Origin of the sequence: Chitinophaga sp. (genome assembly GCF_036569125.1) — a bacterium.
Taxonomy (GTDB): domain Bacteria; phylum Bacteroidota; class Bacteroidia; order Chitinophagales; family Chitinophagaceae; genus Chitinophaga.
Window position 1 is genome coordinate 1 of the sequence record NZ_DATCRF010000604.1, and the last position, 12,682, is coordinate 12,682.

The 12,682-nt window shown below is 44.7% G+C and carries 12 protein-coding genes; 9 read left to right on the top strand and 3 right to left on the bottom strand.

Translation table 11 applies throughout. The features are described from left to right. Positions 1-519 precede the first annotated feature (519 nt). The gene (locus VIM87_RS22530; protein ID WP_331999187.1) at positions 520-1,176 is read left to right on the top strand and encodes a WbqC family protein; all 657 of its coding nucleotides are present in this window, start codon (positions 520-522) and stop codon (positions 1,174-1,176) included. 557 nt (positions 1,177-1,733) lie between these two features. Continuing rightward, positions 1,734-3,131: an arginine decarboxylase gene (locus VIM87_RS22535; protein ID WP_331999188.1), complete on the top strand. Its 1,398-nt coding sequence runs from the start codon at positions 1,734-1,736 to the stop codon at positions 3,129-3,131. A 106-nt stretch (positions 3,132-3,237) separates the two neighbouring features. On the opposite strand, the gene VIM87_RS22540 is transcribed toward VIM87_RS22535, so the two are convergent. The 3 genes from VIM87_RS22540 to VIM87_RS22550 form a co-directional block, all read right to left on the bottom strand. After that, entirely contained in the window at positions 3,238-3,612 is a 375-nt protein-coding gene (locus VIM87_RS22540) for a nuclear transport factor 2 family protein (RefSeq protein WP_331999189.1), read from the bottom strand. 410 nt (positions 3,613-4,022) lie between these two features. Further along, positions 4,023-4,808: a hypothetical protein gene (locus VIM87_RS22545; RefSeq protein WP_331999190.1), complete on the bottom strand. Its 786-nt coding sequence runs from the start codon at positions 4,806-4,808 to the stop codon at positions 4,023-4,025. A gap of 244 nt (positions 4,809-5,052) precedes the next feature. Next, entirely contained in the window at positions 5,053-5,502 is a 450-nt protein-coding gene (locus VIM87_RS22550) for an Hsp20/alpha crystallin family protein (protein ID WP_331999191.1), read from the bottom strand. Positions 5,503-5,756: 254 nt separating this feature from the next. Here VIM87_RS22550 and VIM87_RS22555 point away from each other — a divergent pair, with 254 nt between their 5' ends. From VIM87_RS22555 to VIM87_RS22585, 7 genes are all read left to right on the top strand, one after another. Beyond that, complete coding sequence (locus VIM87_RS22555; RefSeq protein WP_089914705.1) at positions 5,757-6,170, top strand: BrxA/BrxB family bacilliredoxin; 414 nt, start codon at positions 5,757-5,759, stop codon at positions 6,168-6,170. A gap of 137 nt (positions 6,171-6,307) precedes the next feature. Further along, positions 6,308-7,471: a prolipoprotein diacylglyceryl transferase gene (locus VIM87_RS22560; protein WP_331999192.1), complete on the top strand. Its 1,164-nt coding sequence runs from the start codon at positions 6,308-6,310 to the stop codon at positions 7,469-7,471. A 7-nt stretch (positions 7,472-7,478) separates the two neighbouring features. Further along, entirely contained in the window at positions 7,479-7,910 is a 432-nt protein-coding gene (locus tag VIM87_RS22565; RefSeq protein ID WP_331999193.1) for a hemerythrin domain-containing protein, read from the top strand. A gap of 399 nt (positions 7,911-8,309) precedes the next feature. After that, positions 8,310-10,778, top strand: a complete 2,469-nt coding sequence (locus tag VIM87_RS22570; RefSeq protein WP_331999194.1) for a TonB-dependent receptor — start codon at positions 8,310-8,312, stop codon at positions 10,776-10,778. A gap of 283 nt (positions 10,779-11,061) precedes the next feature. Then, the gene (locus VIM87_RS22575; RefSeq protein ID WP_331999195.1) at positions 11,062-11,598 is read left to right on the top strand and encodes an RNA polymerase sigma factor; all 537 of its coding nucleotides are present in this window, start codon (positions 11,062-11,064) and stop codon (positions 11,596-11,598) included. A gap of 54 nt (positions 11,599-11,652) precedes the next feature. Next, entirely contained in the window at positions 11,653-12,213 is a 561-nt protein-coding gene (locus VIM87_RS22580) for a hypothetical protein (RefSeq protein WP_331999197.1), read from the top strand. Beyond that, positions 12,197-12,682: hypothetical protein (locus VIM87_RS22585; protein ID WP_331999198.1), on the top strand; the 486-nt coding region annotated here is incomplete at its 3' end. The genes VIM87_RS22580 and VIM87_RS22585, both read left to right, overlap by 17 nt.

Below are 12,682 nucleotides of genomic sequence, written 5' to 3' on the forward strand. Positions count from 1 at the left end.
CCGTCATTGAACTCCATTTTATCCTGAAGCCACCATTTCATAAAATTCACCCGTACTCCAAATTGGCACTTTTTGGCTTCCGTTCTCTCAAAATAAGGTGCTACGAAATGTTTGATTTTTGCAATCGCCCATTCACCTTTAAACCTCGCTTTCTGATAGGCCTTTTTCTTTCGCCCTATCCATTTTATACCTTTTCCATTTTTACGGTCCTTCCGTTTTTCAACTTTCTGCCCAGGGCCCGGTAGGGTATAAGTGACATTTCAGCCAACTCTGCTTTACATTTTACTTCAGTCAAAAAAGCCTTGAAAATGAACAAAAAAACTACTAATAACTTTAGTATTTTTGCATGTAACTTAAATTTTGCTTTAAACAGCTAAATGCTAATTTAAATAGCATATTTTTTATTTTTCTATGAACTGTTTCAGAAGCAGTTGCAATTAATTGTTAAATAGCAAATGGTAATTAATTCAACACCTGACATCATAGGTTTTTACATAGCAGATACCAAATTTTGACATTATGACAGCAGTACAAAAAAATGGAATTTTATTAATTGAATCACAATACTTTCCACCAATTTCCTACTATAAAGCTTTAATTAACCACTCCATATTACAGATAGAGAGATATGAACACTACCAAAAGCTCAGTTATCGTAACCGTTGTTACATTGCCGGGCCTAATGGAACCATCCTGCTCAGTGTTCCTTTAGCCAAAGGAAAAAATCAGCGTACCATAATGAAGGATGTACGGATCAGTAATGAAGAGAAGTGGCAGGCCCTGCATTGGAAGACTTTGGTTTCCGCTTACCGGCGTTCACCATGGTTTGAATTTTATGAGGAGGACCTTCAGGGATTATTTGAGCAGCCCCACCAGTTTTTGCTGGATTGGAACATGGCTTGCTTTGAATGGGCTAACCGGGTAATGGGATATGATTGTGCACCCACCTTTACCGACCGGTTTGAAAAGCAGGTTGACCCCGCCTCCGGGATCACCGATGCCCGGGACCAGCTTAAGCCGGGTGAGCGGGAACAAAATTGGGAGGGACCGGAGTACACCCAGGTGTTCCAGGACCGCACCGGTTTCTTGCCTAACCTCAGCATCCTGGACCTGCTTTTTTGCGAAGGCAAACGCAGCTTAACACTATTGGAGACCTCCGGACGGGCTGAACATTAAGGAGAGGAATGACCACATAAACACCAGAGAAATAACCATGAGGCTGGTAAGAGCTTTTAATGCTTTTTAGGATATAAGGACTTGCTTATCAATAGATTATTTAATTTTAAGCATCAGGTACATTCTTGTGTTACTTATTTTAGTAGTGCCTGTCGGGTTTACCAGCGGGAATGTGATGGCCGGTAAAAATGTAACTAGCTGGTTATTAATATTTTAATAAATTGGACTGGTCAAACAGGCCATAGGAAAGGCAAGGCTCCTTAATTAATTGATTTACAAAATATTAGTGCGCTGCCGGGATTAAAACCAGCGCCGGTCCCATTCGCGCTCAAAAATTAACACATCCCTTAAATAATTGATTCGTAATTATTTACTTTGATATGACGTTTCCCTGTAAAAAGGGCCAAATTTTTTGCTTCTGCAATAGAACAAAATATTTAGCTTTGCAACCAATTTTGCTGGGTTTCGAACTGACGTAGGTGTGTAAACCAGGAGTTTCTCCAGCTAGACCTGAGTTTAAATTTTATTACTAACCTAAAATTCATTCGCAGATTTAGATGAACAACACCTACACAGATCTCGTGAATCAAACCTTTGAGTTTCCGCAGGAAGGATTTGAGGTGAACGATAATTATCTGGAATTTAATGGTTTGAACATCAAGGCGTTGATCGATAAATATGGCACGCCTTTCAAGCTCACTTACCTGCCCAAGATCGGGATGCAGGTAAATAAGGCTAAAAAGATGTTCCAGGATGCCATTAAAAAGAACCGGTACGACGGGAACTATTATTATTGCTACTGCACCAAAAGCTCCCATTTCTCCTTTATTATGGAGGAGACCCTGAAGCAAGGGGTGCATATCGAAACTTCTTTCGCATATGACATTGATATTATCAATAAATTATACGAACGGAAGAAGATCAATAAAGAAACCTTCATAATTTGCAACGGTTATAAGACCAAAGCATATACCCGGGCTATTTCCCGCCTTGCCAACAGCGGTTTCAAAAATGTGATACCTGTGCTGGATAATAAGGAGGAGCTGGAAGAATACCAGAAGCATATACGCACCAAAGAACCCGTGAAGCTGGGGCTGCGTATAGCCGCTGAAGAAGAGCCTACCTTTGACTTTTATACCTCCCGTTTGGGCATACGCTCCCGTGATATACTGGAGTTTTATGTTGACAAGCTAAAGGGTAATGAGAAGTTTGAGCTGAAAATGCTGCACTTCTTCATGAATAAAGGTATTAAGGACGATATTTACTACTGGAGCCAGTTTAACCGGGTGCTGAACCTGTACTGCCAGTTAAAGAAGATCTGCCCGGAGCTGGATAGTATTAATATAGGAGGGGGATTCCCCATTAAACATTCACTGGGTTTTGACTACGACTATAATTACATTGTGAATGAGATCGTAGCCACTATTAAAAGTGTATGTAAAAAGAACAAGGTGCCCGTACCGGACATCTACACAGAATTTGGTTCATATACCGTAGGCGAAAGCGGCGCGGTTATATATAGTGTAGTGGGAGAGAAGATGCAGAACGACCGTGAGAACTGGTATATGATAGACAGCTCTTTTATTACTACCTTACCGGACACCTGGGGCATAGGAGAAAAGTTCCTGATGCTGCCCATTAACAAATGGGACCAGGAGTACCAGGAGGTGCACCTGGGAGGGCTTACCTGCGATGGATATGACTTTTACACTTCGGAAGAGCATATTAACGCAGTGTTCCTGCCCAAGCTCAATAACGGAGAGCCTTTATACATCGGCTTTTTCCATACGGGCGCTTACCAGGACCAGCTGAGCGGTTATGGCGGTATTAAGCACTGCCTGATCCCTTCACCGAAACATGTTATTGTAGGATACGACAAAAACGGGCAGCTCAAAGATTGGCTGTATGCCAAAGAGCAAACCGCCCAGAGTATGTTAAAGATTTTGGGTTATTAAAAAAATGGGTTAGTAATCCACTGAAAACCCCTCGATTCTTCGAGGGGTTTATTTTTTGCCCCTACTCATTTCAGGGAATATCAGCATTCTAACACGTTCATTTCCATTACTTACACGTTTTACGCCGGGTATCTACCAGGTACACGATCTTCCAGTTACCATCCAGCTTAACCAGCTGGAAAGAGTTTACCCCGCAGTGGCTGAATTGCCCGCCCAGGTAAAACTCGTAGGGTGTCCACACGGCGGCCAGCTTATCGTCAATCGCAATATGGCCATAGGTGATCCGCTCATCCCACACGTCCGTGTGAGGCTTTCCAACCGCTTCCAGGAAACCCTGCAGGGACTCCGTGCGCAGGCGGGTACCGCCCCCGGCAGGAGAAGCAATGGTCTGTAAAATAGCCCCGGGGGCAAAGGCGCCCTTTACCATGGTGCTATCACCCTTACGCATGCCCTCAAACAGTTGCCCGATAGCGGTTTTCACGGCAGCTTCCTCGCTTTCCTGCGGTGGTGCTGTGTTTGAATGGCCGGGAGCTGTATACAGCAGTAAAATTATCAGGAGGCGATAAACATTGAATAACATCATATTATTATAAATGAGGAGTGAAAGGAATGTTAAAAATTACAACTTTTTGGTATTACCGGGGTTTCTGGGGTTCCCTATCTTTGTATCTCTAACCGAATATGCCCGTCTTATTTTCCCTGTATGCCTTGTGAAGTGTGCTATTTTCCTTGTACCATGTGAAGTTCACTATTACCTTGTACCTTTTGAAATGCTATTTTCCCTTATACCTGGTGAAATGCAGTTTTTTGTCTATCCTATGGAATGGAACGTTTTTTCCACTCTATCTATGAAATGAATTTCTTAGCCTATGCCTTGGAGTAGCTCCTCAGTTAATGAGGAGCTTTTTTATTGGATTCCACCTCTAATGTTTTATGGGTATGCTGCAGCAGGTCAATAGCGGTTTCACACTGCTTTTCTATCTCGGTAAGGCAGGCTTCCAGCAGTTCCAGGTTGCCTTCCAGGTATTTTGTTTTGCCGGAGCGTGACAGGCCTTTTACCAGTATAAACTGTTTGGTAAGGTTCTGGCGGATGAGGGCCGCATGCTGTTTTTGCTTTTGCAGCGTTATGCGCTGCTCCAGGATCATAATATTATTATAGTGCCGGCCTATTACCCGTATAATAAATAAGATATACAGGGCGCAGGTGATGGGGGCGGCGCCGTAAGAATTTTCCAGGGAATAGCCGGGCGCTGCAAAAGATATTACATGATGCACCTTTATATATGCAGCCAGTCCCAGGTACCCGCATAACAGGCTGCCCAGCAGCAGGGTGGTGGGCAGGTTAGTGGTAAGGTAGCAGAAAAGGATACTTAATATCCAGATGGTGCCATATGTTACTGAAATATCCTGGTTGTTCAGGAAAGAGGATAACATGGCAAATATCAGGGTGGTAAAAGATGCCAGGGCACCAACGGACTGGGTAGCGACCCTTTTCTTCAGCATGCTCATCCCCAGCAGGCACATGGCTAGGAAAAAGGGATATAATATCAGCTGGGTTGTATTCTGGAAGTAGAGCGTAAAGAACACTTCCGGTACTATCAACAAAATATGAAAGAAAAGGTAATCGAATATGAGTTTAATATTATAGTGCTCGCGGCTGTCGAGGGTCTTTCTCAACGCTATACCTATTACAGCCTTTTCAACTGTAACATAGAGTTTTCCGGGGACTGCCCACCTATATTTGGCTTTAGGTGCCATAGAATTTTCGGTTCAGAGGGCAAATTATCATATTAAAATAGCATACCTGTTAAACGTTTGTGTGAATTGTGGGTACTATTTCGTGTTACATAAAAGAAAAATCCCGGGGCGGTAAGGCCCCGGGACTATGCAAAATCCACTAAAATCTATTCATCCTCAACACTTATGCAACGGTAATGGATTTGGTTTTAGGCTGTGCCTGCTCTTTCTTAGGCAGCTGCAGGTTTAGTACGCCATTGTCGTATTTAGCCTGGATCTTATCAGCATCTACGCTTTCATCCAGGGTAAAGGAACGTTTAAACGAACGGAAGTTAAACTCGCGGCGGATCTGTTTCTGATCTTCAGCCTTTTGTTCAGCTTTCTTTTCTGCGCTGATAGTCAGCACATTGTTTTCTAAATTGAGCTTAAAATCTTCTTTAGACCAGCCGGGTACCAGGATGTCCAGTACATAAGCTTCTTTGTTTTCAGTAATGTTCACCGGGGGATAGGTACCGAAGAAGTCGCTGGTTAAAATATCATCTTTCCATAATTTGGAGGTATTGTTAAATACTTCATCCATAAGACCGCCTAAAGTCCTGTGAGCCGGGTGTTGATTGAATTTTACGAATGTCATAGCTATTAAGTTTTAATTTTTTTTGGTTTAACCATTTGTTGTTTTGTTCAACGCCCTTACCTAATCAAATGAAATACCATGCCCTGAAAAAGGCAATTTTGCCAGTTTTTGATATAGGTGTTATGACATGTTGTCTGTGTGGAATGATTTTATGTGTCAAAAAGTCTTTTTTGAATGATTTTTAAAAAGTGATGCTATATAATTAACTTTGCGGAAGCAATAAATCTTTAAAAACCAGAAAAAATTATAGTGATATGTATCCCGCGGAATTAGTATTGCCAATGAAGGCAGAGTTAACAGATAATGGCTTTGAAGAACTGCTGACCCCTGGCTCAGTGGACGAGATCTTAAAGAAAGAGGGCACTACCCTGGTAGTGATCAACTCCGTATGCGGCTGTTCAGCCGGTAGCGCACGTCCCGGTGTGTTGATGGCAGTAGCCCACAGCGAGAAAAAACCGGACCGTTTAACAACCAGTTTTGCAGGTTTTGATATGGCTGCTGTACAACAGCTGCGTTCTCACCTGTTACCTTACCCGCCTTCTTCTCCTTCCATCGCATTGTTTAAGAATGGCGAGCTGGTACATTTCATTGAGCGTCATATGATCGAAGGCCGTCCGGCCCAGATGATCGCCGCTAACCTGGCAGACGCTTTTGAACAGTACTGCTAAAAAATTCCCCTCCGCTTAACGGGGGGAATTTGGAAATTGCGATTTTTCCAGCTTACTTTGGTGGTTTGATTTTCCTTTTGATTAATTCGGCTTTGTTCATAGGAAAACTCAGATCACCAAATTTTTTTATAGCTACTATGTATCCTAATCTTTATTACGCTTTTAAGGACCTGTTTGGCGTTGAGCTCCCTTTCCTGAAAATCTTTCAAACATTTGGTTTTTTTGTAGCCATTGCCTTCCTGGCAGCGGCCTATGTATTAACCATTGAATTAAGAAGAAGGGAAAAGCTTGGATGGCTGCATGGGGTGCCGGATGTAATAGAGGTAGGTAAACCGGCCAGCACCGGTGAGCTGGTATGGAACGGGGTACTGGGTTTTCTGCTGGGCTTTAAGGTAATAGGGGCTATCCTTTCCAAGGAGGCCGTTTCCCAGGACCTGCAGGGTTTTATCTTTTCTGCACAGGGCAGCTGGGCAGCCGGTATTGTACTGGCGGCGCTATTTGTGTGGTTAAAATATAATAACCGGAAAAAGAAAGCCCTGCCAACGCCTAAAAAAGAAACCATCATGGTAATGCCGCATCAGCGGGTGCCGGATTTTACCGTAATGGCCGCTATTGCTGGGTTAATAGGCGCCAAAATATTTCATAACCTGGAGAACTGGAATGATTTTGTGCAGGATCCCATTGGCTCCCTGATATCTTTCAGCGGGCTTACTTTTTATGGAGGGTTAATAGTAGCAGCCATTGTTATAATAAGGTATGCCAATAAAAAGCAGATCAACACTTTTCATTTAATAGACAGCGCTGCGCCGGCTTTAATGCTGGCCTATGGCGTGGGCCGTATGGGCTGCCACTTTGCAGGTGATGGCGACTGGGGTATTGTGAACACGCATCCTAATCCTTTTTCCTGGCTGCCTGACTGGGCCTGGTCTTTTAACTACGCGCACAATGTAGTGAATGAAGGTGTTCCCATTCCCGGTTGTGATGGCCGGTACTGCCACATGCTGCAACCTGGCGTATATCCTACACCGTTATATGAGATCATTGCCTGCCTGCTGCTGTTTGTGGTGTTATGGAGCATCCGTAAAAAAATTACCGTACCTGGTGTAATATTTGGTATTTACCTGATCCTGAATGGTATTGAAAGATTTTTTATTGAAAAAATAAGGGTGAACACCCGGTATAGCATTTTTGGTTTCCATCCTACACAGGCAGAGATCATCTCCACGCTCATGGTAATAGGAGGAGCGCTGCTCATCTGGTATAGCCGTCGTAAAGCCTATTCCGCAAAAACCATTTCCTGATTTCCTTATGGTTCGTCATGCAGCCTTAGTGCCATTATCACAGGAGCACAACCGCCTGTTATTTGTATGCCGTTATCTGAAAAAAGATGCCGCCGCGTATGAAGGGTTTCCTTTGGAAATACCCGCTAAACTGGAGTATATAGTAAAAGTGTTCCAGGAGGTAATGGTACCGCATATCCAGAAAGAAGAGTACTTATTTGAAGCCTGCGCCGGCAAAGACCCGGCCCTGGATGCTTTAATACAGGAGCTGGTGCTGGAGCATCAGCAGATCTCCCGTATGTACAGCGCTCTTACCGAGCAAACCGACCTGGAAAGCGCGATGGACCAGCTGGCCCGCAGCCTGGAGGAGCATATCCGTAAAGAAGAACGGGTGTTCTTTGAGCAGCTGCAGCAAAGCCAGGCCGCCCTGCTGGACAGCATCCGCTGGGAAAACAAGTAATTTTACCGCCTTTTTTACCGCAACTTATCTACCGGCCGCCACTTACCGGTTAAAAACCTCATTTTACCTAAAAGGGTTTGTACTAACCCATTAGCAGGGATACCTTTGATGTGTTATGAGTACAATAAAGTGAAACATAGTTGTAACAAAAGGGTTATTCCACCTACCAATAGGTTGTAGTTTATAAGATCGTCTGTAACAAAATAGTAGCATCAACGTCTTTGTAATGTTCCTTTTCAATGTTTTTACCAATCGTCCCCATATAGCGACCGTTTGTGTAATACTATGTACTGTGTAATGCATAATACCTACTTTTACACTGTAGTTGATAAAGAAAGGAACTATAGCATTCTAAAAACCGTTAATGATTAAAAGTTTATAAATCTAAATCCGCCTTATATGAAACATTTGATTGCGCTGTTAACTTTGAGTAGCATCATCGGCAGCGCTCCCCTAAAACCAGCTTTAGCACAATCATCCAACCCCGTAAAATTGAACGGCCAGGTAGTAAAGGCCGACAGCAAACCGGTAGAGTTTGCCACCGTTACCTTATTAAAAGCAAAAGACTCGTCCCTGGTAAAAGGAGCCATAGCAGATGTAAATGGCCGTTATGAATTTGAGAATATTAAACAGGGCCGTTACCTGGTAGCTGCCGCTTATGTAGGCATGGTTAAAGCCTACGGAAAACCGTTTGAAGTGAACGGCCAGCCCGTAGACCTGGGTTCCATTACCCTGGCAGCAGATACCAGGAACCTGAAAGAGGTGAATGTAACCGCCAAGAAGCCCTTTATAGAACAAAGAGCCGATAAAATGGTGGTGAACGTGGAAAACAGCATTGTAGCCGCCGGCGGTACCGCCATGGAAGTGCTGGAAAAATCACCTGGTATTACCGTTGATAAAGACGATAACATTTCCCTGAAAGGAAAGAACGGTGTGATCATCATGATCGATGGCAAGCTTACCAATATGAGCCCCCAGGACGTTGCCCAGATGCTGAAAAATATGCCAAGCAATAATATTGAGCAGATAGAGCTCATTGCTAATCCTTCCGCCAAATACGATGCAGCGGGCAACGCCGGGATCATTAATATTAAGCTGAAAAAGAACCGCAGCTATGGTACTAACGGTAGCCTGAACCTGGGCTTTGCACAGGGCCGCAGCTCCAAGTACAACGGTGGTTTAAACCTGAACCACCGTGCTGCCAAGGTGAACCTCTTTGGCTCCTATAACTACAATCACCGTGCAAACGACCAGCGCCTGGGCCTGTACCGCACGGGTACCAACAAAGGAGAGCTGAATGTATTTGACCAGTACAACTTTATGAAGAACGAATCCGACTATCATTCAGCTAAAGCCGGTGCAGATTACTTTATAAGCAAGAACCACACAATTGGTGTAATGGTAGATGCTTCTTTTAACAAGTGGGGCAGCCCCGGTACGGCAACTACCCTGATCGGCAATGGCCAGCGTGTGGATTCAACACTGATCACCCGCACACAAAATGCTTCCAAATGGGACCGCTGGGCCTATAACGTGAACTATAAAGGAGTGCTGGACAGCAGTGGTAAAGAGCTGAATGTTGACCTGGACTATGCAAGGAACACATCCAGGCAAAATGCCAACATCTATGCCTCTACTTTTGAAGGTAATAATAAAGGCTACCTGCGTGGGGATACTTCCCGCAACCTGCAGCCATCTACTATAGATATTAAAACCATTAAAGCGGATTATTCAAACCCGCTGAAGAACCAGGCCAAGCTGGAAGCGGGTTTCAAGGTGAGCTTTGTGGAATCTGATAACGATGCCCGCTTTGATTCCCTGCGGAACACAAACTGGGTGTACGATGCCAACCGCTCCAACCACTTTATATATAAGGAGAACATCAATGCCGGTTACATTAACTTCAACAAGCAGTTTAAAAAGGTAGGGGTGCAGTTAGGCCTGCGTGGGGAGCAAACGCATGTAAAAGGTACTTCTTTAACACTGAACACTGTAAATGATACTACTTACTTTAACCTGTTTCCCAGTGTGTTTGTAAGTTATGCTGCAGGTAAGAATCATCAGCTGGGTATTTCGTATAGCCGCCGCATACAGCGCCCCAGCTACGAAGATCTGAACCCGTTTGAATTTTACCTGGACCGTTATACCAAGGCATCCGGTAACCCGTACCTGCGGCCTCAGTATTCCAATAACTTTGAGATCACCCATACATTCAAGCAGTTCCTGATCACCTCTGTAGGTTATAGCCATACAAAGGATATGATCACCCAGATGCTGGAAGCTGACCGCGATGCTGTAACCGGCGATACCATTGTAATGAAGTATAAGTACCTGAACGTAGCCAAGTCAGACAATTTTAACCTGAACATTTCTGTACCCATGCCCATTACCAAATGGTGGACCAGCTTCACCAACCTGTCCGGCAATTATAGCAAGTACCAGACAGTGGTGAATAACAACCTGGTGAATGTGGATGCTGCCGGCTTCTTTGGCCGTACCCAGCACACTTTTACCCTGCCCAAGGGCTTTAGCACAGAGTTGGTGTTCTTCTATATGTCGCCGCAGGTATCACAGGAAGGGCTGTTTAAAATGAAGGCCATGTACGCGCTGGACTGGGGTATCTCCAAATCAGTGCTGAACAAGAAAGGTACGGTGAAGCTGAATGTGAGCGACGTTTTCAATAACCAGCGTTTCCAGGGTACGTTTGACAATGCCGGCTATTTTACCCGTGTAAGCAGCAAGTGGGAAAGCCAGCAGGTACGCCTCAATTTCACCTATCGTTTTGGTAACACCAATGTAAAAGCCGCCCGTAACCGGAAAACCGGCCTGGAAGATGAGCAGAACCGCGTAAAAGGAGGAGGTAACTAGTCAGTTGGCAGTTGTTAGTGGACAGTTGGCAGTTAAAAGAGCCGCCATTCTTAAGAAATCAGGTAAAGAATTAGTAATCAATCAAATAATTTCGTCCGCCCCAGAAGTGCCTGATAAACTGCCCACTGCCCACTAACAACTGCCAACTGGTTTTTAGGTATATATAAGGATGGAAGAAGCGCGGCCCTGTAGGCCGCGTTTCTATTTCACGAAATTTTTTCCGGTGGGCATGCAACCCTTTTCTCACCTTATCGTCTTTATAATGCAAAGATTAACCGACAACTTGAATCCAACGCCCGCAACAGACCAATTAGTGGCCCGATGTAAAAAGGGCGACGTACGAGCTTTCAAAGAGCTGTACGATGCTTATTCCGCCGCTATGTATAATATCTGTCTTAGAATGACAGGTAATATAACAGATGCGGAAGATACGCTGCAGGAGGCCTTTATGCAGGTATTCGGAAACATTGGCAAGCTGGAGCAGGCGGGCAGTGTAACTGCCTGGATTAAACGGATCGTGGTGAATCATTGTCTGAGCCATTTGCGCCGTAAGAAGGTATACTTTGAAGAGGTAGACCGGGTGGAAGTAGAGGAGGAGCCCTCCGTAGATGAGGCGGGCTTTACCGGAACGGTGAACGCTGTAAAAGAGGCCATTGCAGCTTTACCGGTAGGGTATAAAACTGTGCTGAACCTGTACCTGTTTGAAGAATACTCCCACAAGGAAATTGCCGGCATGCTGGATATATCGGAATCTACCGTAAAAACCCAGTATATGCGGGCAAAAGAGAAAGTGAGGCAGATGGTGAGTCAGAAATTATGAAGTGAGAAATAAGAAGTAATGATCATACTTCTGTTTCAAAAAATCAGATAAGGCATGTCAGAAAACAATTTTGAGGATTTTATCCGGCAGCACAGGGCCGGATTTGAGGAGCCGGGGCCTAATGCCCGTGTGTGGAAAGGCCTGGAGCAGCAGCTGAAAGCGCAGCAAACGCACACCCCTAAGGTGGTGCAGCTGTTAAAGCGCCACTGGCTGAAAGCTGCAGCAGTGCTGGTACTGGTGGTGAACAGTGTTATGATATACCAGTTCCTGCAGTTTAAGAAACAGCAGCAAGACCTGGGTACCATCTCACCGGAGCTGCAGGAAGCAAAATTGTACTATACCTCCCAGATAGAGCAGAAGCTGGAAGACATTCGCCAGTACTCCCCGGAGGCACTTGGCCTGGACAGCACTGCCCGCAGGGAGCTGGAGCTGCGCAATGATACTTACCTGCTGCTGGAAAAAGAGCTGGAAGCTAACCCGGGCAATGAACGCATCCGCTCTGCAATGGTCCGCTATTACCAAATGAAGCTGGACCTGTTAGATAAAATATTGGAAGAACTGCAGGCCAAACAGCCTGGAACCAAAACATTCAATCATCATGAACGTGAAATCTAAAATTCTACTCTTTCTTTTACTGCCGTTGTGGGCCTGCGCCCACCAGGGCGACATTGAGTTCAAACGCACTGTAGCAAAAGAATTTACCGTAAACAGCAATGCTAAACTGGATGTGTACAATAAGTATGGCAAGATCATCGTGCACACCTGGGCAAAGAACCAGATAAAGGCAACCGTTATCATCACCGGTTACGGCAAAAGCTCGTCAGAAGCACAGGAAATTGCCAATGGCGTGGATATACAAACCAATGCAGATGCCGGCGCTGTGAGCATGCAAACCAGCTACAATCCCAGTAAGGGAAGTAAGTGGTTCTCCTGGGGCAACCGTAAAGATTCAAAGGATTATGTGAACATTGATTATGAGCTGTATGTACCACAAAATCTAAACCTGCTAACACTGGAAAATAATTTTGGCGATGTGATCACGGACGAGCTGCCCTTTGCTGCCAGGATGCATTTAAACTACTGT